The sequence below is a fragment of the Methylobacterium sp. Leaf91 genome (assembly GCF_001422815.1).
GTDB lineage: Bacteria > Pseudomonadota > Alphaproteobacteria > Rhizobiales > Beijerinckiaceae > Methylobacterium.
Genome location: NZ_LMMP01000012.1, coordinates 245,048 through 267,093, shown reverse-complemented (window position 1 = coordinate 267,093; position 22,046 = coordinate 245,048). Strand labels below are relative to the sequence as shown.

Here is a 22,046-nt window from a genome sequence, read left to right as displayed (position 1 = left end):
GTTACAATCAGCGACATTTTTTCGGCCGGGGAGGCAGGGCCAAAACAGGAAGTTCAGCCTGCGACAGGCAAACGCTATCGCTGCATATTTGGATTCCTTTCTTCATATTTCGGAGACCGTGACGTCAATTCCTTATCAGATGATGACGTTCATGAATGGGCAACTCATCACCGCGACAAGCAAGGCGTCACCGCGCGATCAATTAACAGGAATGATTTATCCGAGTAAAAGATGTGTTCGGATGGGCCACAACCCGTGACGCAACGCGCTTGCTGCAACAATACCCAGCTAGCAACGTGCGTTTGCCTGAACAAAAGTTCGATTTCACGCAGCAAACTCACCTAAAATCGTTGAGGGCAATGCGATGCGATTGGCTGATTGAATCCGATCTTATGGAACAAATGCCCCAAGGAGCTACGGCACGGTCAAGTGCCGTGACGCGGGCGACGATTCGCGATGGGCGTGAAGCTTGCGAACCTGGGCTATGGCCCAGACCGCCTGTGTACTCCTCCACGCCCGAAGCTGGATCTCCAGCACCCAAGTCGCCAAAGCCGGACGAGCATCCGAAAACCGCCGAAACCGAAGCACAGCCTGATAAGCCAGTGTCAATCAGGATGATGTTCTGTAGGGGCGGACGAGGAGGTCAACCGTGTCTTTTCCTCAGCGATCGCCTTCAGCCGTTAGCCAGGAAGGGCGTCACGCCCGTGATCGTGGCGACCCAAGCAGCGCCAATCCTTACCCCTTGGACACTGAGGAGCATGCCACCTGGAAACGGGGTTGGGAAATGCCCGACCGAGAGATCGGGCAGGAGAAAGCTAAGGGCGATCAGGAGTGAGAGTTTGGCCCATCACCTGTCAAAACAATCTGGCTAGGTTCTTCCGCGCCTTGGGTTTGCCCCACCCTCAAGCCCACCACTGAACGAACGAGCTGCAGCACGTCGCAGCGCAGTTGATCGTTCTCGATGGTGGCATAGGCACGAAGCAGGTCGACAGCGCTGGCCTCGCGGAAGAAGCCGAAGGTATCGTTGTGCTCCTCGGCTTCATGATCGCCGAACAGCGTAGACATCGGCACTTCGAGGAACTGAGCGATCTGCTGTAGCCGGCCGCTGCTGACGCGGTTCGCTCCTTTTTCGTACTTCTGGATCTGCTGAAACGTGACGCCGACGTGCTGGCCTAGCTCAGTCTGCGACAATCCCTTCGCCTTTCGCAGCGTTGCGATGCGTAGGCCGACGGTACAATCAACGTCTGTCGTGGATTTTACAGTCATAGTGGCCACCCACTATATTAAGTAATGATTAAGCATGATGGCATTCCATATGAGGGCCACTGCGTATTTGTCTTTGCAACATAGGGAATCGGCACTCGGCTGATACGCTGTAAATTCCCAGTGTTGCAAGATCGCACTATCGCTGCTGACGCTTTCGAGGCTCTGTGTCGTTCAAATTCATCGCACGGGCCAACGACTTCCATGTTCAAGAAGCTTCTCCTCACCACTGCGGCCACCGCTCTCCTCGCTGGCGCCGCTTCGGCCGCCGACCTTCCGCGTCGCGCCGCTCCCCCGGTCTTCGTGCCGGTGCCGGTGTTCACCTGGACGGGTGCCTACTTCGGTATCAACGCCGGTTACGGCTTCGACGCCGGCAGCAACAGCGACCGCTACGCCCTGCCGGGTGGTTCGGTGCTGAACTCCTTCACCCGTACCCCGGTGGTCGTCTCCACCAACGGCGGCAACGATCTCGAAGGCTTCGTCGGCGGTGGTCAGGTCGGCTACAACTACCAGTTCACCCCGGGTTCGGGCGTGGTCGTCGGTGTTGAGGCGGACGCCCAGTACACCGACTTCGGCAACAAGAGCCGCACCGTGACCGGCACCATCAGCCCTGTCGCCGGCGCTCTCAACAGCCCCGTCGGTGTCCGCGTCCCGGGCAACGAGATGAACTTCTTCGGCACCGTCCGCGGTCGCCTCGGCTACGCGTTCGATCGCGTCCTGTTCTACGGCACCGGCGGCTTTGCCTATGGCGACGGTGGCACGGGTGGCGACGACTTCCGCACCGGCTACACCGCTGGTGGTGGTTTCGAGTACGCGATGCCTACCGACTCGTTCTTCAACTTCTTCAAGTCGTCCGCAGTGACGCTGAAGGTCGAAGGCCTGTACGTGAACCTCGAGAACGAAGGCCGGGCCGGCAATCGCTCGGTGTTCAACCCGGCCACCAACGTTCTTACGCTCAGCCGTTCGGTCACCGCTCGTGAGAGCGAGTTCGCCGTCGTCCGCGCTGGCCTGAACTACAAGTTCGGATCTTACTAAGGCGCTTCGCCTTATATCCTCTGACTGAGCATCCCCAGCCCGATCCAGCCGGCCGCTCGGCCAACAGACGCCCTAGGAGCTTCTCCTGGGGCGTTTTTCGTATGGGCATCAATCCTGGTCGTGCCGATGAGTGGATGTGGCTGGCCAGTAGGGCCGATGCGCGCATCGCGATGGCTTGGGTTGGCTCGCACACACTCTCGCCGAACTTCAGGAGGATCGTGGCTGTGGTGCAGGCCCTATGCCGCTGCACGCCGGAGTGAGCAAGCCTATGATCAAAATCCTGACGGCGATCCTGTCGGTCATCGTGGTCCTGGCGCTGGGCGCCTGCCTCACGGTTGTGACGCTTCCGTTCCGAGCCGTCCGTGGCCTGGTGCGCAGCCGAGCCGTGCCAGCATAGAGAAGCGAGTCTTTCTCCCGCACCTTAACGGTTTGTTGCCAACGTCCGGTTAGGAAGTCTCAATCTTTTGAGGATCTTCCCATGCGCGTGCTGCTGATTGAGGACGACGCTTCGATCGCCGCGAGCATCGAACTGATGCTCAAGTCGGAGAGCTTCAACACCTACACGACGGATCTCGGCGAGGAAGGAATCGACCTCGGCAAGCTCTACGACTACGACATCATCCTGCTCGACCTCACCCTTCCCGACATGTCGGGCTACGAGGTGCTCCGCAATCTGCGCGTGGCGAAGGTCAAGACACCGATCCTGATCCTCTCCGGCATGGCCAGCATCGAGGACAAGGTGAAGGGCCTTGGCTTCGGAGCCGACGATTACCTCACAAAGCCGTTCCATAAGGACGAACTCGTCGCCCGCATCCATGCGATCGTCCGCCGCTCGAAGGGCCATGCCCAATCGGTCATCACCACCGGTGACCTGACGGTGAACCTCGACGAGAAGATGGTGGCCATTGCCGGCAACCGGGTGAACCTCACCGGCAAGGAGTACCAGATTTTGGAGCTCCTCGCGCTGCGCAAGGGCACGACCCTTACGAAAGAGATGTTCCTCAACCACCTCTATGGCGGCATGGACGAGCCCGAGCTCAAGATCATCGACGTCTTCATCTGCAAGCTGCGCAAGAAGCTCGCCAACGCTTCCTCCGGTAAGAACTACATCGAGACCGTCTGGGGACGCGGCTACGTGCTCCACGATGGCGTAGCCGAGATGCAGGCTTTGGCCGGTTAGGGTCTCTCATCCGCGTTTTGTGAGCAGGCTTCAAAACCGCTGCGCGTCAAACGGCTGCGTCTGGCAGCCGATGGGGCCGCGCAGGTCCGTGAACTGTGCCGCCTCCGGTTGGGCCTACGCGGCCGGTGTTTCGCCCATGGTCGCAGATCCACCGCCCATGATCGCCTGTAGGAAACTCGCGGCACTGAACGAGTGAGTTGCCCGAGCTTCCGTTGGCATCGGCCTCGGTGTCACCGGCCCGGTCGAAGCTGGCGCACTCGATACACCGAATGTTTGCTGTGAAAGTCTGCGGGGCCGTTCGGCCGTTCGTCTTCACCGACGGAAACGTCCGTGCCATCGAGGGAGGGATCTGCAGGAGCGCTTTGCCGACCACGAGGAGAAGACCCGCTCGCTGGGCGGAAGGAGCGGAGTGGTGGCTCGCAAACATGCTTGATCCACGATCGAACTCCTCATGGAGGCGCTTGCCCGCCTCGAGGCTGCGTTACCGACGCGCAGGTGGCGGCGCGCTTCGCACGATGAGGCCCAACCGCGCCTTCGCCAAGAACGGGCTTGGAGTAATTTAGCAGGCGATCCTGCCACCTGAGGCTTTAACTAGCCGGTAGCAGCATTGCTCCTCGACGCAACCTACGATCGGCGGGGCGGCATTGACGCCGAGAGGATCAGGGCGCCGATGCGGGACAATGCCGACGGATCGAACGGGTGCCGGAGTTGAGGCCGATCCGCTCACCTACCCTGGATATGGGGCAATTCGCATCTAGCTCTAAGCCCGCGGCCGAGAGCCTTAACCTATGCATGCAAGACAGAATCGAGTTGCTGCCTGGCGCAACGCATTGGCTGCACCATGAGAAGGGTAGGACGCTAACAATGCGCCTATGACCTTTCTCAGCCAGTAGACGCCCTTCGTGTACCCCTCAGCGAGGCCCGCTGACCGAAAACAACCTGAACTGCTACCACGTGTTGCGAGGAGATCTTTATTCACTTGCTAGTGCATGCGCCCGTGCTGCTGTGCGACAGTAGCTTGACCGATGCTTGCTGCGGAACTCTCCTCCAGCCCTTCCCGTTTGCGTAGCCCACAGAGAGAAACAACTTCTGACGGGCGCAATATGGTAGGAACCGACGAGCTTCGTTTCGGACCACTCGGCCGTAGCTGCGCGCATCTGTGTGTCGACATGCAGCGTATGTTCGCTGAGCAAACCGATTGGTGCACGCCCTGGATGCCTCGCGTTCTGCCGAAGGTGGTGCAGATCGTGGAGGCTCATCCCAAAGAGACCCTGTTCACTCGTTTCGTGCCAGCCCAAATGCCGGGCAATGGGGAAGGAACGTGGAAGCGCTACTACGAGCGCTGGACTTCCATGACGATTGCGCACCTCGGAGTAGACAGGGTCAACCTTGTCCCAGAGCTTAGCCGTTTCGTGCCGCCTGCTGAGATGATCGACAAGCACGTCTACTCGCCATGGTTGGGCACAGACCTGCACGAACGTTTGCGCGGGCGGGGCATCGACACGCTCGTGGTTACAGGTGGTGAGACGGACGTGTGCGTGCTTAGTGCCGTGTTAGGCGCTGTCGATCGCGGCTACCGCATTGTCGTCGTCACAGACGGGCTCTGCAGCTCTTCGGACGAGGCGCATGATGCGATGCTCACCCTCTACCATGGCCGATATGGCCAGCAGGTCGAGACCGTCACGACTGATACCCTGCTTCGGGGGTGGGTGTAAGGAAGCGGGCTCGTGATAGCTCGGAAACCATGCGATGCGTTCTCTGGTCTTGCTTATCGGCCATAGCAAGACTTGGCCGCAATAGGCCTGATACTTCCTCTGCCCTCACATCCTAGATGTGCATATCAGGTGAGACATCCATGCTGCACGTTGTACTGCTCGGCGACTCTGTTTTTGATAACTCTGCTTACGTGGGCGGAGCGCCAGATGTGGTAGAGCAACTGCGAACAGTTCTGCCTGAGGGCTCACAGTCCACATTGCTGGCCGTCGATGGTCACGTGATCACGGACGTGCCGCGCCAGCTGAGCCGGCTTCCAGACAGCGCGACCCACCTCGTGGTGAGTGTGGGTGGTAACGACGCGCTGAGAGCGTCCGGTGTGATCGAGCATCCCACCCGATCAGTAGCTGAGGCTCTCTACCTGTTGGCTGAGGTAAGAGAACGCTTTCAGACCGCGTACAGCGCCATGCTGGACACGGTCCTGGCGGCGGCACGCCCCACGGCACTCTGCACGATCTACGACCCACGCTATCCAGACCCTCAACGACGACGGCTGATCACGACAGCCCTCACGCTGCTGAATGACGTAATCACGCGCGAGGCCTTCACGCGTGATCTCTCGCTGGTCGACCTGCGCGTTCTGTGCAACGAGGACGCTGACTTTGCCAACCCCATCGAGCCGTCGGTCAAAGGCGGGCAGAAGATTGCCAAGGCTATCGCGGCCTTTCTTCATGCGCGTCCTGAGATGCAAGGTGCCAGGGCCTTCGCCAGATAGCGGCGGATGCACAAAGCCCCTATCGCTAGCTTCGCCCGACCCCATGGACCCGAGATGCCGCACCATCCGATCCAAATCCTACTACCCCTCTCCGATAACCAAGGCCACGGCTTTCCCGGCTCCGATTACACGTGGGTGCTGATCGGAACTTACCAAGCAGTTCGGCGGGCTGACGGCGTTTACGCGTAGTCCGGCTGAGGGTCTTTGGGCTCATGTGCGGCCGGGCGAATTCACGCCAAAGGCAGGCAATCTAAACCACCTAACCGGATGGAGACTACCTATGTGCATGCGCGATTGATCAATTTGAATTTGGCTAAAGATGATATGAGGCGTCACCTAACTTGGGTGTCCTCCTCACTGCGGCGGCAACGGCGATGGGATAGAGATGAAGTAAATGGCGTATGCCACCAGCGCTGCGAACAAGATACCTGCCGCAATCAGGCCGAAGCGGTTACTTTTGACCGGTGACGGTTTTTTATCGATGGGAGCCATTGAACCTCCTGTTTCGCTAAAAGAACCCCGTTTTTGAAGTTTGGTTCAGTATCTCTTGAACATACTAGGTGATTCACGGATGCTCGTGTTCGGAACGGGCGGCCTCGAACTGGGCTGTGTGGACGGATTAATATCCTTGGGCTGTCGCTCTGATGGGCGACACGGCAGACAGCGTCGAGGATTACCGCAACCGCCTGGAGGGTCGCCTTCGTGCACTCGCCCGGACGCAGGCGCTGCTCACCCGAACAGCCAATGCCGGCGTGGATCTGGCCACCCTGGTCCGAGAAGAGATCAGGGGCCAGGCGGAGCACAACGACCAGTACCGTCTCTCCGGACCGGAACTCCTACTGGCTCCAAAGGCCGCGGAAGTCCTCACGCTGGCCGTCCATGAACTGGCGACCAATGCCCTGAAGTATGGGGCTCTGGCTGAGCCGCATGGCCGGGTCATCATCGCCTGGACGGGATTATTGTGGGACACTCTCTCGTTAGCTCGCCTAGCGAACGTCTGCTTCCGGCGACCATTGGAAGTTGCGTCTTCGACTAGGTTGGGTCGGGACCCGTCCGTCCGCTCCAAGACCGGGCTGGGTGGATTTGCGACTGTCAGCTTCCACGAAGCGGAGGTCACGTAGAGGGCGTACCGGAGCTGTCGGATCTCGGCAGCCCGAATCTTCGGCACGTTGGTGCGAAGCTATCGCAGGGGTTGGCAGAACTCAGCTGCGAGCCCATCAAACGCGGCGTGCAGGAAGGAGTCCAGCGGCTGATCTCCGCCCACCTGGATCCAGTCCTCAATGGCCAGGCGCATGGCGCCGAGCGAGGCCATCGCGAGGAGGCGTAAGGGCGTGCTGCGATCGGGACTCGGCCACCGCTCGACAAGCGTCGCATACAGGGCCTGCTCATGCAGGCCGTAGGTTGCCTGCTTGCGCACCCTGAGGGTTTCGCTGGACCGCAGGACGCGGTCGATGCTGATGAACTCCTGGGTCCGGAAGCCTGCGGATAGCGTCAGCATCGCATCGCGGACCGCATCCACCGGCACCTTGTCGGAAGGCTGGGCCAGGATCGCCTTGTGCAGGGATGCGCTGAACCCCCGCATCTGCCAATCCAGCAGGATCTCCTCCTTCGACTTAAAGTAGTAGAAGAAAGTCCGACGCGAGATGCCGGCCGCCTCGGCGATGGCATCCAGCGTCGTCGCCTCGTAGCCGTTCCGGCTGAACAGCTTAAGGCCTGTCTCCGCGATCCTCTCCAGCGTCTCCTGACGCTTACGCGCGCGCAGGCCACTCGGCTTTGATGACACGATTTCCATTCCGGCGTTTTCGCATGCGATTTCGCACATACAAAACTGCACTCAGTGCGAATATATCTTTGCACCGAGTGCGATTTAGCGTGTGGGGCGGGAAAGACTTGGATGTCTGGCTGGACATTGAAAGACCTTCCTTCCCAGTCGGGACGGGTTGCCATCGTGACGGGGACAAGTGGCCTCGGCTTCGAGAATGCGCTCGCACTCACGCGGGGCGGGAGCGAGGTTATCATCGCTGGGCGCAACTCGGACAAGGGCGGACAAGCCATCAAGTTGATACGGCAGAAGTCGCCTGACGCCAGGGTTCGCTTCGAAATCCTCGACCTGGCAAGCCTCGCTTCGATTGCTGCCTTCGCTCAGCGCATGGCGGGCGATCTCAACGGCGTCGACTTACTGATCAACAATGCCGCAGTGATGAATCCGCCGGTGCGCAAGGTCTCTGGCGACGGCTTCGAGTTGCAGTTCGCCACGAACTACCTCGGACACTTCGCGCTCACCGCCCATCTGCTGCCGTTGCTGCGCCGGGGGCGCACACCCCGCGTGGTCACGTTGTCCAGCGTGGCGGCCCGTAGCGGCCGCATCGACTTCGACGACCTGCAGACGGAGCGCACCTATCGCCCGATGGCGGCCTACGCTCAGTCCAAGCTCGCCTGCCTGATGTTCGCGCTCGAACTTCAGCGCCGCAGCGAAGCGAACGGCTGGGGGGTCACCAGCCTTGCGGCGCATCCCGGGATCTCGCGGACAGACCTGTTGCCGAACGGCTCAGGTCGCTGGAGCTTCGCCGGCATCATGCGGACCTACATGTGGTTCCTGTTCCAGCCGGCAGCGCAGGGGGCATTGCCAACCCTGTATGCCGCGTCCTCGCCATTTGCTTTGAGCGGGGGGTACTACGGTCCGATGCGACTGGGTGAGACCCGCGGCGCGCCGGGGCCCGCCGCCATTCCGGTCCAAGCTCGGGACGAGGCCGTTGCGGCTCGGTTATGGGCCGAATCCGAACGTCTGTCCGGCGCGGTGTTCCAGTAGATCCCGGTCGTCGGACGGACCTTCCCGATCATACGTAGCGAAGCGAAGGAGCCGCCGGATGCCTGGGCGTCCCACTGCCCGGCCAAACGGTGACCCTCCGTCGGGCACAGTAAGTCGCCTCGACCGGCCTAATTCCCAAGATCCCATGCCCGTGGCCTTCCTCGGCCATTCCAGAGCAGCTCCCACTTGGATGGAAACGATGTCGAACGGCTCGCTCACGTTCTGGATCGTCATCGCCGCCGCCAGTGCCGCGTTCGGTGCCCTGTACGGCATCCTGTTCCACGAGGGGCCGGCCGTACTCGGCGTTACGTATGGGACGTGCATCGGCGTCCTCGCCATCGCCTACGAGCGCGGTGCCCTGTTCCCGCGGTACACGACCTGCCTCCGGCGCCTGCCCTCTCTGGCCTACTTCGCCGCGGCGGAGATGAGCTTGCTCCTCGTGATCATCATAGGAATGGGCGTGATGGGCATCGTGGTCCGAGCCCTAGGCCTGACGGACAAGAGCTTGGCGGAGGTCGTGATACCTCGGCCCCAGGCTGTCATCTACGCGATGGCTGTGTCGGCGCTCCTGATCGGCGTGTTGCGCATGCGCGACCTCATCGGCCGCAGCACATTCACCAACCTGATCCTCGGTCGCTATCATCGCCCGCGCAGCGAGGAGCGCATCTTCCTGTTCCTCGATCTCGTCGGCTCGACCGCCTATGCGGAGAAGCACGGGGACTTCGCGGCGCAGGAACTGCTGAAGGACGTGTTCGAGACGATTGCCGAACCGGTTCGCCGACATCGCGGTCAGATCGACGACTACATTGGCGATCAGGTGATCATCTCCTGGCCACTGATGCGCGGCATCGAGCGGGCCAGGTGCATCGAATGCATCTTCGCGATCCAACGAATGCTCCGCGATGACCGCAACCGATGGACTAGGAGATTCGGACTCGTCCCGGAACTCCGCGCGGCGCTCCATGGCGGCAGTGTCGTCACGGCCGAGATAGGGATCGACCGGCACAAGATCGCCTACTTCGGCGACGTCATGAACGCAACCGCCCGACTGGAAGGTCTGTGCCGGGAGACAAGCCGGTCCGTGCTCGTCTCGGAAGCCGTGCTCTGCAGGATTCCCGTGCTTCCAGACGGCATCGAGGCGGAGGCCTTGGGGCAGCATGTTCTGAGGGGGCGTAGCGGGGAGATGGTCGTCCACGCGCTTAGCGAACGGCGGAAATTCTCGGTCGTTGGCGAGGTCGTCGGTCAACCCCATCATGGGCGCGGGGTTGCGGCGTCCCATCGCTTGTCTTGAACGCTCTCCGCCGAAGTGGATGCCGGTTCGGCGAAAAAGAGCGCGGCAAACAGAGGCTTAGAGATGTGTCCCGACCCAACGTGGTCGGGCGCAGCTCTAGATGTCCATCCCGACCCCGAATGCTTCCGACGAAGGCCACCAGGCTCCCGCCCGATCAACCTGCCGTCAAACACCGTGAGACGTTCATGCCCATCACCGCCGATGTCCCGCAACGCACGGACGCCTTCCCGGCACCGACCAATCGTAGCCTCAGCCGCCGCCGCTTCGGCACGATGGCCCTGGCGTCGGGTGCCGCAGCCTGGCTCTCGTCCCTGTCGGCCCAGGCGCTGCCGGCATCCGAGGAAGCCCGGGTCATCGACTTCGAATGGGTCGATCCGACACGCGACCGCGCGGTGCCGGCGCGGCTCTACTGGCCAGCCTCCGCGACCCGGAAGGGACCGGTCCCGCTCATCGTCTTCTCCCATGGGCTCGGCGGTTCGCGAAAAGGCTACAGCTACCTCGGCGAGGGGTGGTCGGCGCGCGGGATCGCGAGCCTGCACATCCAGCACGTCGGCAGCGACCAGACGCTTTGGGAGGGCAACCCGATACTGCTCCTCGACCGTCTCGATGGGGCAGCGGACGAGCAGGAAGCCATAGAGCGGACGCGGGACGTGAGCTTCGGCCTCGACCGCCTGCTCCATCGTGACAATCCCTTCCAAGCCGCCATCGACAGGAAACGCGTTGTCGCGGCCGGTCACTCATACGGGGCGAACACGACCCTGATCCTGACCGGCGCTCAGGTGATCCGCAACGGGAAGCCCATCGGGGGCCGGGACCCACGCTTCACGGCGAGTATCGTGATCTCAGCCCCGCCCTTCTACGGCGAGGCCGACCTCGCGGCAGTTCTCGCTTCCGCGGATGTCCCCTCCCTCCATGTGACCACGACCGAGGACACGATCCGCATCCCCGGCCGTTTCTCGCCGGTGCAGGACCGCATCGACGTCTTCAACGCCATCCCTACGGCACGAAAGGCCCTCGTCGTGTTCCAGGGCGGTTCGCATAGCGTCTTCACCGATCGATCCCTTAGGAACGGCGGGCCGCTGAACCCTCTGGTGAAGCGTGCGACGATGGAAGCCGGCATAGCCTTCCTCGACCTCGTTCATCGCTCCGATCGCGCTCCAATGGAGGAATGGAACGTGACCTGGAAGCCGATCCTGGCCGCTGCACCGGTGCCTTTTCCGGTCCCGACGAGACAAGCGGACCGTAGACGTCGCGCCTGAGGTTCGGACCACATTATTGCTCAATTAAGCGGCCGGCGCGACCTAATCCCACGGCTGGCGGACGTTACGGCGTTGATGGGTTCGAACTCATATGCGTTGCCGTCTACGTACTTGCATGCACCCACTTCGAGACGTCCGCTCAGCCCCTCGCGACCGTGATGATCTGCCGCCATGCCGGGACGCGGCGAGGCCGCTATCCCGTCCTGCTCTCGCCACTACTGCCCCGGCTTAATAGCCCGAATGATCCGTTGTGGAAAAAGGCAATACAGCTGATCTGGCGATCCGCCTACGTCGCGCGGAACGACGGCATACCAGGACCGTTCGTTCCATTGCAGCGTGCTATGGGCGAACCCGCCTGCTGATGCTGCTGGCCACTTTGATCGGACACCTGCCATGGCTCAGAGCCGCGACTTCGCACGTCCCGCTGCTCTCATGGCGTTGGGAGCCGCGGCTCTCGGTCTTACCGCCGTTGTGGTGAGTGCGAGAGCACGACAGGCGGAGCGGGACAACCCGCCGACCGGCCGGATCATCGACGTTGATGGCCTTCAAGTTCACTATGCCGAGGTGGGCGACGGCGAACCTCTGGTGCTCCTGCACGGCAACGGCAGCATGCTCCAAGATTTTATGTCGAGCGGCTTCGTCCAGGCAGCAGCCAAGCGCTATCGCGTCATCGCCTTTGATCGACCGGGCTATGGTTATACCGAGCGACCCCGCAGCACCATCTGGACACCCTCCGCCCAGGCAGATCTACTTCGCACGGCGCTGCAGCAAATTGGGGTCTCGCACTCCCTCGTGCTGGGCCACTCCTGGGGTGCCTCTGTCGCCATCGCCCTCGCGCTCGACCACCCGGACATGGTCCGGGGCCTTATCTTAGAGAGCGGGTACTACTACGGTTCAGTCCGTGCGGACGTCGTACTGATGTCCGGTCCCGCCTTGCCGCTCATCGGCGACATCCTGCGCTACACCGTTTCGCCTCCCGTCGCTCGTCTTCTCTGGCCGTCAATGATCCGGAAGCTGTTCAGCCCTGCACCGGTGGCCGCCACGTTCGAAGGCGTCCCCTCCGAGATGGCAATCCGTCCCTCACAGTTGCGGGCCAGCGCGGCCGAGTCTGCATTGATGATCCCAGATGCGCTGGCGGTCCAAAACCGCTACGCCGAACTCTCAATGCCGGTGGCCATTGTCGCCGGAGCTGGGGACAAGATGGTGGATCTTGCCACTCAAGCCGTGCGCCTGCATCGCGTGCTACAAAATAGCAGCCTGCATGTCGTGCAGGATTGCGGTCATATGGTGCATCATACCGCTCCCAGTGAAGTGATGTCAGCTGTGGAGACAGTTGCCGAGGCGGTCGAAGCGGCGCCGCGCCTCAAAACCGATGGGTAGCGGTTAGAGCGCGTTCCAGCAGGGAATAGGCGGTGGCTATCGATGCCGGGGCGGTATTCCAATGGAGTCGACTTGGTAGGTTAAGATTGTGAAGACGCAGTCGAATCCTTCCCACCGGTTAGACCGATGGCCTGCTATCTCCGCAAGGCCGTACGACCCGTTTAATGAGCTGCACCATGCTGCTGGAGTGGCGCCCTTTGGCTCACGAGATCTTCGTCTTGCTTCCGCCAATTTGGGCCAAAGTCCCTGGGAGAATTCGCGAACGCTGGCGGCAAAAGTATGCCTCGGCCTTACGCAGCAAACTCGCCTAAATGCGCTGAAGGCAACGGTTAGACGGATGCCTTCTCGGCCTTCGCGCCTTCCGGTCTCTCTTGCCTTTCCTTTTAGGGAAGGTTGCAACCGGCCGCTCGTCCTCGCCACGCTCCTTGAGTGAGAATGCGCAGCAAGGCATTCCAGGAGGCCGGACCGTGCAGCGCCTGACCGACATGCTCCGGCGGTTGGTCGAGAAAGCAATGGCGGCGGATGTTCGGTTCGCTCCTTTCATTGGGATCGGTTGCCCCGGAGAGATCCGCTCGGACGGCTTCCATCACCCGGAACGCGTTTGCTCTGCCCTGCCGGTCATTGCTGGCGCCGAAACCGTCATCGTTTTGCACAACGATGCGGTGGTCCAGGGCCTGAGCGAATTGCCTTACATGCGTGATGTTCAGCGCCGGGGCATCCTGACCATCGGCACAGGTCTGGGCAACGCCCGCTTCACCTGGGCTCAAGACGAGTAGGGTTCGACCCCCAACATACACTCTGCAGCCTTCCGAGCACTGAGAACGGCGTTTTCCTCAGGCCGATCGACCGCCTATGGCGCATTATGGCGATCACCGGCCTGGGCGCGCGAAGCGTAGCGGACGCGAAGCACCCTGTGAAGAAAGAACAGCTAGCGAGCGCGTTTGAATGAGACGCTTATTTCCAGAATATCATCATTATAATGAGCGCCTCAGGCGAATATATGGGGTGGTGGCATGCTCGAATACTGCAGCACGGCCAGGAACGCGTCAGCGGATCACCTCAATGGCGAGCGCCAAATCCTTCCGTAGCATCGCCATCCTCCGGACCGTTTTCCTCCCGCTCCAACCTGCAGTAATCGACCAGTAAACGCTGAAAGGGAGCGAGGTCGGTCGCCTCAGGGTAAGTGTTCTCACGTTTGATGGCCGCACGACATTTGGCGATCTCCTGGTCCGCCTCCCGGTCGACATCCGCCGTCTGCGCAGAGCTCAATGTCTGTAGCGATCCCAATCCCATTCGATCAGCAATTGCTACGCGGATCTCGTCACGCTTGGCCACCAGCTTGTTCACGATGCTCTACCTCCGCGCCATGACAGGCTTCTTCCCAGGTAATCGCACGATGCCAAATATGGCTCCCAGCGGATCAACATCTTTATGCGGGCAGGCATTTCCTTAGGCGGCTCAAGTGAATTCGCCTCCTTTGATATTGAAACTGGCGATGCACTCGAGATGCATGATTGAAGTTCCGCCTTTCCTCGAATCCAGGCGTTGCAGTATGCGGCCTTGAAGGCTGAAATCGGGTCAGTATCCATTGTCGACAAGAGCCCACGCTTCGGTCCGCTTTAGGGCTACGCTTGCGGCCGCCAGTGCGACCCCGTCGAATCACTTCCGGCCAATGCTCTGTATTGCAAGGTCGGTCTGAGTAGGGTCGGGCCTTGCTGGTCTTCTCTACCGCCGGAGCGGGTAGTTTGCGGGCATGCAGCTTTCAGAAAGGAAAGTGCCGGAATCTGCGGCCTGCAGCCCTGTTCGACCGAGCGTTCAGTCCCTACCGCTCCTGGCGAAGGCCCCGAGCGAGACGCGCGCCACCTCTCGCAGAGCCTCGCGATTGGCCCCCGACGACGCGATGACGCCCATGCCAGAGGCCACCGTCGACAGGAATCGCGCCAGTGCCGCAGGATCCGCGTCCTCCGGCAGATCGCCGTCGGCCTTTGCCTGAATGAAACGCCCGAGGAGTTCCGTCTCCGACTCGGCCCGGCGCGAGGCCAGCTCGAACGGGATGTTCTCCGAGCCGGCGCCGCAGGCGAGTCCGCCCTGGACGAGAAGGCAGCCGGGCGGATTGGCCGGGTCGGTATGGCTCTCGGCGATGCTGCTCAGGAAGCGCTCGGCCACGTCGCGCGCCGTGGCGCCGGCGAGCACGTAGCGCATGTGCTCCGACCGCCGCAGCGCGTAGCGATCGAGGGCGGCCATGAGGAGGCCCTCTTTGCTGCCGAAGGCTGCGTAGAGGCTCGGCGCCTTGATGCCCATCGCCTTCGTCAGCATGGCGAGACTGGCGCCGTCGTAGCCGTGACGCCAGAACACCTCCATCGCCTCGTCGAGGGCTTTGTCCCTATCGAAGGACCTGGGTCGCCCCATCACCATTGTCAGCTGACTCCAACTTTTATAACGAGTGGTAGATAAGTCTCTTGACGCCCGCCGTCCATGCCGACATGTGTAGCGAACTCTACAGATGTCGGAGTCGGCCGTGAACCCTTCGCCTCACGCTTCCCCTACCCGTTCCGGTTTTCGCCGCAGCCTCGCGGCCGGCGTTGCCTTCGCTCTTCTGGCGGGCGCCTTCGTTCAAACCCTCCCCAGCCTGACGGCGCACGGAACGGAGGCGGTCGCCGCACCGGCGCCGTCCGAGCCCGCGACGCCGGTGCCCGTCGCCACCGTCGCGCCTCGCCCGGTCGTGCTGTGGGACGAGTTCTCCGGCCGACTCGAAGCGGTTGACCGGGTCGACGTCCGGGCACGTGTTGGCGGAGCGATCCAGGCGACGCACTTCACCGAGGGCGAACTCGTCAGGCCCGGCGACCTGCTGGTGACCATCGACCCCGCACCCTACGCCACCGAAGTCCATCGCCTGGAGGCACAGGCCGCCGGCGCCGAGGCGCGTCTCGCCCTGACCGCAAGCGACTTCGAGCGTGGACAGCGGCTTTCCGACCAGCGCATCGTCACGGCCCGCGATCTCGATGTCCGCGCCAACGCGTTCAAGGAAGCCAAGGCGAGCCTCGACGCTGCCAAGGCGACGCTGGAGGCCGCCCGACTCAACCTCAGCTACACGGAGGTGAGGGCCGCAGTCGGCGGACGCGTTGGACGCCGTGAGATCACGCCGGGGAACCTCGTCGCCACTGGCGCGGGCGCTGCTGTGCTGACCACCCTCGTCTCCGTCGATCCCGTCTATGCCAGCTTCGACGCGGACGAGACCGTCGTCCTCAAGGCCCTGGCCTCACTGGCTGACCCCTCGGGCAAGCGCGGCAGCCTCGACCGCATCCCGGTCGAGATGCTCACCGCCGACGGGGCGCGGGCGCGTGGGCACCTCCAGTTCATCGACAACAAGGTCGATGCGCGAAGCGGCACCATCCGGGTCCGCGCAAGCTTCGGCAACAGCGACGGACATCTCATCCCGGGTCAGTTCGCTCGCATGCGCCTCGGCCAGGCCGCACCCGAATCGCTGCTGCTCGTGGACGAGCGGGCGGTCGGCACGGATCAGGACAAGAAGTTCGTGCTCGTTGTGGGGGCCGACGACCGCGCAGAGTTCCGTGCCGTCACCCTCGGCCGGTCCGTTGACGGACTGCGCGTCGTGAACTCCGGCCTGTCAGGCGGCGAGCGCATCGTCGTCAACGGCCTTCAGCGGCTCCGGCCCGGCATGCTCCTCCGGCCCGAGCCGGTCGCCATGGGCGCGCGGCCGCAGGACTCCGCAACGGCTCCGCGCCGAGTCGCGCAGAACTGACGGGCGGCGCAGGCCGCTCTTCCCGATCGGACTTCTACCCAGCGGCCGCCATGCGACCGCTCTCTCTCCCCGTGCGCCCAGGAGGGCGGCATGAACCTCTCGAAATTCTTCATCGACCGGCCGATCTTCGCAGGCGTGCTCTCGGTGCTCATGTTCATCATGGGCCTGATCTCGCTCTTCGCGATGCCGATCTCCGAGTATCCGGACGTGGTGCCACCCTCGGTCGTCGTGCGCGCGACCTTCCCAGGCGCTAACCCCAAGGTCATCGTCGAGACGGTGGCGACGCCGATCGAGGAGCAGATCAACGGCGTCGAGGGCATGCTTTACATGTCGAGCCAGGCCACGACCGACGGCATCATGACGCTCACCGTCACGTTCCGTCTCGGCACTGACCCCGACAAGGCCCAGCAGCTCGTACAGAACCGCGTCTCGCAGGCAGAGCCGCGCCTGCCGGCCATCGTGCGCCAGCTCGGCATCGTCACGGTGAAGTCCTCGCCGGACCTGACCATGGTGGTGCACCTCGTCTCGCCCAACGGGCGCTACGACATGACCTACCTGCGCAACTACGCGGTGCTGAACATCAAGGACCGGCTCGCCCGCCTCGACGGCGTCGGGCAGGTGCAGCTTTTCGGCTCTGGCGACTATTCGATGCGCATCTGGCTCGACCCGCAGAAGGTTGCCGAGCACGGGCTGTCGGCCGGCGACGTCGTGCGCGAGATCCAGGCGCAGAACGTGGAGGCGGCGGCCGGTGTCATTGGCGCCTCGCCGGCAATCCCGGGACTCGACCTCCAGCTTTCCCTCAACGCCGACGGGCGGCTTACCACTGAGGAGCAGTTCGGCGACATCGTCGTAAAGACCGGGGAGAGCGGTGAGATCACCCGCCTGCGCGACGTCGCCCGGATCGAGCTCGGAGCTTCCGACTACGCCCTGCGCTCCCTTCTCGACAACAAGTCCGCCGTCGCCCTGCCGATCTCCCAGTCGCCCGGCTCGAACGCGATTCAGATCTCCGACGAGGTCCGCCGGACCATGGCGGAGATCAAGCAGAACATGCCCGAGGGCGTCGACTACGAGATCGTCTATGATCCGACGCAGTTCGTGCGCGCCTCCATCGAGGCCGTGATCCACACTCTGCTGGAGGCCATCGCCCTCGTCGTCCTCGTGGTGATCCTGTTCCTGCAGACCTGGCGCGCTTCGATCATCCCGCTTCTCGCCGTGCCGGTCTCCATCGTCGGCACCTTCGCGGTCATGCACGTCTTCGGCTTCTCCATCAATGCGCTCAGCCTGTTCGGCCTCGTGCTCGCCATCGGCATCGTGGTCGACGACGCCATCGTGGTCGTCGAGAACGTCGAGCGGAACATCGAGAGCGGCCTGTCGCCGCGAGACGCCAGCTACCAGGCCATGCGCGAGGTCTCCGGACCCATCATCGCCATCGCCCTCGTGCTCGTGGCGGTATTCGTGCCGCTCGCCTTCATCAGCGGCCTGACGGGCCAGTTCTACAAGCAGTTCGCCCTCACCATCGCTATCTCGACCGTCATCTCGGCCGTCAATTCGCTGACCCTGTCGCCGGCACTCTCGGCGCTGCTGCTGAAAGACCACCACGCCCCCAAGGACCGCCTGACCCGCATCCTCGACGGGATGCTCGGCTGGTTTTTCCGGCGCTTCAACCGCGTCTTCGGCCGAGCCTCGGACGGGTACGGGCGAGGCGTCGGTTTCGTCGTCTCCCGCAAGGCGACAATGATGGTGCTCTACCTCGTCCTCGTCGGTCTGACCGTGGTGCTGTTCCGCCAGATCCCCGGCGGCTTCGTGCCGGGCCAGGACAAGCAGTACCTCGTCGGCTTCGCGCAGCTGCCGGACGGCGCGACCCTCGACCGGACCGAGGACGTGATCCGCCGTATGAGCGAGATTGCCCTGAAGGAGCCCGGCGTCGAAAGCGCTGTCGCCTTCCCAGGCCTCTCCATCAACGGCTTCACCAACAGTTCGAACTCAGGGATTGTGTTCTCCACCCTGAAGCCATTCGAGGAGCGCCGCTCGCCGGCCCTGAACGGCGGTGCCATCGCCCAGTCGCTCAACAAGAAGTTCGCGGCAATCCCCGAGGCCTTCATCGCGATGTTTCCGCCGCCGCCTGTGAACGGCCTCGGCACCATCGGCGGGTTCAAGATGCAGATCGAGGACCGGGCCGGCCTCGGCTACGAGGCGCTCAACGACGCGACCAAGGCCTTCCTGGCCAAGGCCGCCCAGGCCCCGGAGCTCGCGGGCCTCTTCTCGAGCTTCCAGATGAATGTGCCGCAGCTCTTCGCCGACATCGACCGGACGAAGGCTCGACAGCTGCGCATCCCTGTAACGGACGTGTTCGACACGCTGCAGATCTATCTTGGCTCGCTCTACGTCAACGACTTCAACCGGTTCGGCCGCACCTACTCGGTCCGGGTTCAGGCCGACGCGCCCTTCCGCGCCCGCTCGGACGACATCGGGGCGCTGAAGGTGCGGGCGGGCTCCGGCGAGATGGTGCCGCTCGCCGCACTGCTTCGCGTCCGGCAGACGGCCGGGCCGGAACGCGCGATGCGCTACAACGGCTTCCTCTCGGCCGACATCAACGCCGGTGCGGCACCGGGCTACTCCTCGGGCCAGGCCCAGGCCGCCGCCGCCCGCATCGCGGCCGAGACCCTGCCGCGCGGCTTCGCCTTCGAGTGGACGGACCTGACCTACCAGGAGTTCATCGCCGGCAATTCCGGGATGTGGGTATTCCCGCTGGCGCTGCTCCTCGTCTTCCTCGTGCTTGCCGCCCAGTACGAGAGCCTGGCCCTGCCGCTCGCCATTCTGCTGATCGTGCCGATGGGCCTGCTCGCGGCGATGTTTGGGGTCTGGCTTTCAGCGGGCGACAACAACGTCTTCACCCAGATCGGCCTCATCGTCCTCGTCGGCCTCTCGGCCAAGAACGCGATCCTGATCGTGGAATTTGCCCGCGAACTTGAATTCGCCGGCCGCACGCCGCTTCAAGCCGCCATCGAGGCGAGCCGCCTGCGTCTGCGCCCGATCCTGATGACCTCGATGGCCTTCATCATGGGCGTGCTGCCCCTGGTGACGGCCACTGGTGCCGGCTCGGAAATGCGCAGCGCCATGGGCGTTGCGGTGTTCTCCGGTATGATTGGCGTCACCGCCTTCGGCCTCTTCCTGACGCCGGTCTTCTACGTCCTCCTGCGTCGCCTCAGTGGCAACCGGCCGCTCAAGCAGCATGGCGGCAGCGCCCCGGTTGTTCATCAGGAGCGGATCACAGAGGCCGCATAATGGTTCCGTACCGACGGGCTGGTCTGCCTGAGCCGGCATGGATCTGCTGCTCTATGACCAAGAAGGGTGGATTTCTGCCGGTCCGCTTTTGGAATGCGGTTCGCCCAATCAGACATACGACCAAACGGCTGAGCCCACGCGGTCTTACTCTTCGGTGCCCTGCTTCTCGCATGGCATGGCTTCCACCGCTTCGTCACGGCGATCAGCGCTGTCGAGGGGACAGGCATCTCACGGCGGATGGATCGAGACGTCGATGCCAAAGCGACCTCGCAATAAGGGCTGTAATGCGCTCCCTGATCGCGTCAAATCCCGCGTCACGTCGCTCGGAAGCAGCGGGCGATGAGGCCCCGCAGAGCAAGTCGCAGGCTCGCGGTGCGCGCGATCGGGTCCACTGCCTGCGTGAATAGTCGCAAGATCAGGGTTCGGCGCTGCAGAGGGTTTGGCGCGAGGGCAACCGCATAGTTGCCCGCCTGCACCGCAAGAAAACTGGCTGGAACCCAGCCGGTTGGCTCGATCAGGACATCGAGGCCGTCGCCCACTGCGAAGGCGTGGCCCGGTGCGGTGAGACGCAGCCGGGCGGTCTCCATGCCGAGGGTCGCCAGAACCGCGTCGTAAGCGACCCCGCCCGACCTCACCCGCACGGGCTCTTCGATCCGGAACTCCTCCGCCCCGCGGGGACGCTCGAAGCAGACCAGGAAGGCGACGAAGCAGAACAGCATGGCGACGCCGGCCCAGATCAGGTTGAAATAGTCGAGGGATGAGATCTCGGTGGCCCCGGACGGGGAGACGAACGACCAGACAATCGCGCCGGCGGAGAGCAGGGTGATCGCTCCGAATCCTGCCGCCATGCGCCAACGCACCATGGACACCGAGCGATCGCCGCCCTTGTCGGTAACCTTGAACGGACGACCGAACGGCCGAATCGCGGCGGATGCCAGGGTGAGCGTGATGGCCAGGGCCGTCATGATGTGAGTGACCTCCATGAACAATGGGAGGGTGCGCCGTCCGGACACCCAGCTACTGTAGGTCCAGAGGGCGAAGAGCGTCGGCAGGCCGTAGCGAAGGAACGAGAGGTAGTCGGCCTGGAAGGCCGGCATATCGAAGAGCCAGTAGATCGACGGGGCCACCAGCATGAGCACGATGAACGGCTTGCACAGCCAGTTCAGCACTCCGTGGAAGTAGTGCAGCCGCTGCAGCAGGGTGTAATCGCCGCTGCGGAAGGGGCCGACCTTGAGCAGAGCAACCTGAATCGTGCCGAGGCACCAGCGCGTGCGCTGGGTGATGTATTCCGGTAGTCCCTCCGCCGACAACCCGGCACTAAGGCGCTCGTTGAGCCAATGGGTGCGATAACCGTGGCGCATCAGCGAGTAGGTGAGATTGATGTCCTCGCAGATCGCATCGTGCGGGAATCCCCCCATCTCCTCGACGCGGTCGCGCCGCACCAGGAACGAGGTGCCGACGCAGAAGGCGCAGCCCCAGGCATCCTTGGCCGGCTGGAACACGTCGAAGAAGATCCGCTGATCGTCGACCCAGGCCTCCGACGCCATCAGGTTGTGCTGGATGGGATCGGCGTTGAAGAAGAATTGCGGAGTCTGGACGACGGCCGCTCGTTCGTCATGGAAGAGGCCGACGGCGCGGCGCAGGATGTTGGGCGCTACCGCGAAATCCGCGTCGAGCACCAGGATGATCGGCGCGTTGGACCGGCTCGCAGTATGACGCAGGGCATTGTTCAGGTTGCCGGCCTTGGCACCCTGGTTGTCGTGCCGCGTGACGTAGTTCGCCCCGACCTCCTCGCAATAGGTCCGCAGCCAGTCGCGCCGGGTGTCGTCACAGACCCACACCGTGGCGTTCGGGTAATCCACCGCCAAGGCCGGGATGATCGACTTCTCGACCACGTCCAGGGGCTCGTTGTAGGTGCAGATGAAGATGTCGACGGCGGGCCAAGCACCGCTCACCGAGAGCCGCGCCTCCTCGCGGTCGGCCTCGGCGGACCGGTCCTCGAAGCGGAATAGGATGACGATGGACATCAGCGTGTAGAGGATCGCCACCATCTCGAAGGCGAAGAACAGGTAGGGCCAGAGCATGTCGAGCCCCGGCTCGAAGCTTGGAAGGGTGTCGTGCCAGCGCCAGGCGGCGTAGCAGACGATGAACACGGCCGTGGTTAGGCCGAACAGAATGCGGGCGGCGGCGCTCGTGCGGTCGAGCAGGCCCGCCATGACGAGGAGCCCGATGAGAATACCGAGATCGATGGTGAGGACGGACAGGACGTCCTGAGGCGCTTCGAACATGGGCG

Annotated in this window: 19 protein-coding genes; 13 read left to right on the top strand and 6 right to left on the bottom strand. The window is 63.0% G+C overall.

Features of this window, described 5'->3' with window-relative positions:
• Nucleotides 1-825: 825 nt before the first annotated feature.
• Complete coding sequence (locus ASF32_RS12080) at nucleotides 826-1,266, bottom strand: helix-turn-helix transcriptional regulator (RefSeq protein ID WP_056428690.1); 441 nt, start codon at nucleotides 1,264-1,266, stop codon at nucleotides 826-828.
• A 201-nt stretch (nucleotides 1,267-1,467) separates the two neighbouring features.
• On the opposite strand from ASF32_RS12080, the gene ASF32_RS12075 reads away from it, so the two are divergent.
• The 5 genes from ASF32_RS12075 to ASF32_RS12060 all read left to right on the top strand — a co-directional run bounded on the left by ASF32_RS12075 (nucleotide 1,468) and on the right by ASF32_RS12060 (nucleotide 5,966).
• Nucleotides 1,468-2,298, top strand: coding sequence for a hypothetical protein (locus tag ASF32_RS12075; protein ID WP_056428359.1), 831 nt, complete (start codon nucleotides 1,468-1,470; stop codon nucleotides 2,296-2,298).
• 268 nt (nucleotides 2,299-2,566) lie between these two features.
• Nucleotides 2,567-2,695 carry a hypothetical protein gene (locus ASF32_RS26855; RefSeq protein ID WP_280136556.1) on the top strand — a complete coding sequence of 43 codons (129 nt, stop codon included), beginning with the start codon at nucleotides 2,567-2,569 and terminating at the stop codon, nucleotides 2,693-2,695.
• Between the two features lie 81 nt (nucleotides 2,696-2,776).
• Entirely contained in the window at nucleotides 2,777-3,478 is a 702-nt protein-coding gene (locus ASF32_RS12070; RefSeq protein WP_056428356.1) for a response regulator transcription factor CtrA, read from the top strand.
• A 1,103-nt stretch (nucleotides 3,479-4,581) separates the two neighbouring features.
• Nucleotides 4,582-5,193, top strand: coding sequence for an isochorismatase family cysteine hydrolase (locus tag ASF32_RS12065; protein WP_056428355.1), 612 nt, complete (start codon nucleotides 4,582-4,584; stop codon nucleotides 5,191-5,193).
• A gap of 140 nt (nucleotides 5,194-5,333) precedes the next feature.
• Nucleotides 5,334-5,966: an SGNH/GDSL hydrolase family protein gene (locus ASF32_RS12060; protein ID WP_082470232.1), complete on the top strand. Its 633-nt coding sequence runs from the start codon at nucleotides 5,334-5,336 to the stop codon at nucleotides 5,964-5,966.
• Nucleotides 5,967-6,320: 354 nt separating this feature from the next.
• Here the strand turns inward: ASF32_RS12060 and ASF32_RS25310 are convergent, their stop codons facing one another.
• The gene (locus ASF32_RS25310; protein WP_156467779.1) at nucleotides 6,321-6,458 is read right to left on the bottom strand and encodes a hypothetical protein; all 138 of its coding nucleotides are present in this window, start codon (nucleotides 6,456-6,458) and stop codon (nucleotides 6,321-6,323) included.
• Between the two features lie 152 nt (nucleotides 6,459-6,610).
• Here ASF32_RS25310 and ASF32_RS12055 point away from each other — a divergent pair, with 152 nt between their 5' ends.
• Nucleotides 6,611-7,087: a sensor histidine kinase gene (locus tag ASF32_RS12055; RefSeq protein ID WP_056428349.1), complete on the top strand. Its 477-nt coding sequence runs from the start codon at nucleotides 6,611-6,613 to the stop codon at nucleotides 7,085-7,087.
• 59 nt (nucleotides 7,088-7,146) lie between these two features.
• Here ASF32_RS12055 and ASF32_RS12050 read toward each other — a convergent pair whose 3' ends face one another.
• Nucleotides 7,147-7,758 (bottom strand): TetR/AcrR family transcriptional regulator, encoded by a 612-nt coding sequence (locus ASF32_RS12050; protein ID WP_056428345.1) that lies wholly within the window; start codon nucleotides 7,756-7,758, stop codon nucleotides 7,147-7,149.
• A 102-nt stretch (nucleotides 7,759-7,860) separates the two neighbouring features.
• On the opposite strand from ASF32_RS12050, the gene ASF32_RS12045 reads away from it, so the two are divergent.
• The 5 genes from ASF32_RS12045 (at nucleotide 7,861) to ASF32_RS12025 (ending at nucleotide 13,481) form a co-directional block, all read left to right on the top strand.
• Nucleotides 7,861-8,775 carry an SDR family oxidoreductase gene (locus ASF32_RS12045; RefSeq protein ID WP_056428342.1) on the top strand — a complete coding sequence of 305 codons (915 nt, stop codon included), beginning with the start codon at nucleotides 7,861-7,863 and terminating at the stop codon, nucleotides 8,773-8,775.
• A gap of 199 nt (nucleotides 8,776-8,974) precedes the next feature.
• A complete protein-coding gene (locus ASF32_RS12040; protein ID WP_082470234.1) occupies nucleotides 8,975-10,066 on the top strand; it encodes an adenylate/guanylate cyclase domain-containing protein in 1,092 nt (363 codons plus the stop codon).
• A 185-nt stretch (nucleotides 10,067-10,251) separates the two neighbouring features.
• Nucleotides 10,252-11,325, top strand: coding sequence for an acetylhydrolase (locus tag ASF32_RS12035; protein WP_244483628.1), 1,074 nt, complete (start codon nucleotides 10,252-10,254; stop codon nucleotides 11,323-11,325).
• 393 nt (nucleotides 11,326-11,718) lie between these two features.
• Nucleotides 11,719-12,705 (top strand): alpha/beta hydrolase, encoded by a 987-nt coding sequence (locus ASF32_RS12030; RefSeq protein WP_082470236.1) that lies wholly within the window; start codon nucleotides 11,719-11,721, stop codon nucleotides 12,703-12,705.
• Between the two features lie 467 nt (nucleotides 12,706-13,172).
• On the top strand, nucleotides 13,173-13,481 hold the full coding sequence (locus ASF32_RS12025) for a hypothetical protein (protein ID WP_056428338.1): 309 nt from the start codon (nucleotides 13,173-13,175) through the stop codon (nucleotides 13,479-13,481).
• A gap of 283 nt (nucleotides 13,482-13,764) precedes the next feature.
• Here ASF32_RS12025 and ASF32_RS12020 read toward each other — a convergent pair whose 3' ends face one another.
• Nucleotides 13,765-14,052: a hypothetical protein gene (locus ASF32_RS12020; protein ID WP_156467778.1), complete on the bottom strand. Its 288-nt coding sequence runs from the start codon at nucleotides 14,050-14,052 to the stop codon at nucleotides 13,765-13,767.
• A gap of 468 nt (nucleotides 14,053-14,520) precedes the next feature.
• A complete protein-coding gene (locus ASF32_RS12015) occupies nucleotides 14,521-15,120 on the bottom strand; it encodes a TetR/AcrR family transcriptional regulator (RefSeq protein WP_056428332.1) in 600 nt (199 codons plus the stop codon).
• A gap of 88 nt (nucleotides 15,121-15,208) precedes the next feature.
• Between ASF32_RS12015 and ASF32_RS12010 the strand changes: the two genes are divergently transcribed.
• Nucleotides 15,209-16,468, top strand: coding sequence for an efflux RND transporter periplasmic adaptor subunit (locus ASF32_RS12010; RefSeq protein WP_056428329.1), 1,260 nt, complete (start codon nucleotides 15,209-15,211; stop codon nucleotides 16,466-16,468).
• Between the two features lie 90 nt (nucleotides 16,469-16,558).
• Nucleotides 16,559-19,753, top strand: a complete 3,195-nt coding sequence (locus ASF32_RS12005; protein ID WP_056428326.1) for a multidrug efflux RND transporter permease subunit — start codon at nucleotides 16,559-16,561, stop codon at nucleotides 19,751-19,753.
• A gap of 314 nt (nucleotides 19,754-20,067) precedes the next feature.
• Here ASF32_RS12005 and ASF32_RS12000 read toward each other — a convergent pair whose 3' ends face one another.
• Nucleotides 20,068-22,041 carry a cellulose synthase catalytic subunit gene (locus ASF32_RS12000; RefSeq protein WP_056428322.1) on the bottom strand — a complete coding sequence of 658 codons (1,974 nt, stop codon included), beginning with the start codon at nucleotides 22,039-22,041 and terminating at the stop codon, nucleotides 20,068-20,070.
• Nucleotides 22,042-22,046 lie beyond the last annotated feature (5 nt).

Bases quoted from the DNA above. Each gene is read 5' to 3' on its own strand.
- ASF32_RS12060 (WP_082470232.1), top strand. From the start codon at position 5,334: ATGCTGCACGTTGTACTGCTCGGCGACTCTGTTTTTGATAACTCTGCT.
- ASF32_RS12045 (WP_056428342.1), top strand. From the start codon at position 7,861: ATGTCTGGCTGGACATTGAAAGACCTTCCTTCCCAGTCGGGACGGGTT.
- ASF32_RS12050 (WP_056428345.1), bottom strand. From the start codon at position 7,758: ATGGAAATCGTGTCATCAAAGCCGAGTGGCCTGCGCGCGCGTAAGCGT.
- ASF32_RS12040 (WP_082470234.1), top strand. From the start codon at position 8,975: ATGTCGAACGGCTCGCTCACGTTCTGGATCGTCATCGCCGCCGCCAGT.
- ASF32_RS12065 (WP_056428355.1), top strand. From the start codon at position 4,582: ATGGTAGGAACCGACGAGCTTCGTTTCGGACCACTCGGCCGTAGCTGC.
- ASF32_RS25310 (WP_156467779.1), bottom strand. From the start codon at position 6,458: ATGGCTCCCATCGATAAAAAACCGTCACCGGTCAAAAGTAACCGCTTC.
- ASF32_RS12055 (WP_056428349.1), top strand. From the start codon at position 6,611: ATGGGCGACACGGCAGACAGCGTCGAGGATTACCGCAACCGCCTGGAG.
- ASF32_RS12015 (WP_056428332.1), bottom strand. From the start codon at position 15,120: ATGGTGATGGGGCGACCCAGGTCCTTCGATAGGGACAAAGCCCTCGAC.
- ASF32_RS12035 (WP_244483628.1), top strand. From the start codon at position 10,252: ATGCCCATCACCGCCGATGTCCCGCAACGCACGGACGCCTTCCCGGCA.
- ASF32_RS12070 (WP_056428356.1), top strand. From the start codon at position 2,777: ATGCGCGTGCTGCTGATTGAGGACGACGCTTCGATCGCCGCGAGCATC.
- ASF32_RS12080 (WP_056428690.1), bottom strand. From the start codon at position 1,266: ATGACTGTAAAATCCACGACAGACGTTGATTGTACCGTCGGCCTACGC.
- ASF32_RS12030 (WP_082470236.1), top strand. From the start codon at position 11,719: ATGGCTCAGAGCCGCGACTTCGCACGTCCCGCTGCTCTCATGGCGTTG.
- ASF32_RS12000 (WP_056428322.1), bottom strand. From the start codon at position 22,041: ATGTTCGAAGCGCCTCAGGACGTCCTGTCCGTCCTCACCATCGATCTC.
- ASF32_RS12075 (WP_056428359.1), top strand. From the start codon at position 1,468: ATGTTCAAGAAGCTTCTCCTCACCACTGCGGCCACCGCTCTCCTCGCT.
- ASF32_RS12010 (WP_056428329.1), top strand. From the start codon at position 15,209: ATGTCGGAGTCGGCCGTGAACCCTTCGCCTCACGCTTCCCCTACCCGT.
- ASF32_RS12005 (WP_056428326.1), top strand. From the start codon at position 16,559: ATGAACCTCTCGAAATTCTTCATCGACCGGCCGATCTTCGCAGGCGTG.
- ASF32_RS26855 (WP_280136556.1), top strand. From the start codon at position 2,567: ATGATCAAAATCCTGACGGCGATCCTGTCGGTCATCGTGGTCCTGGCG.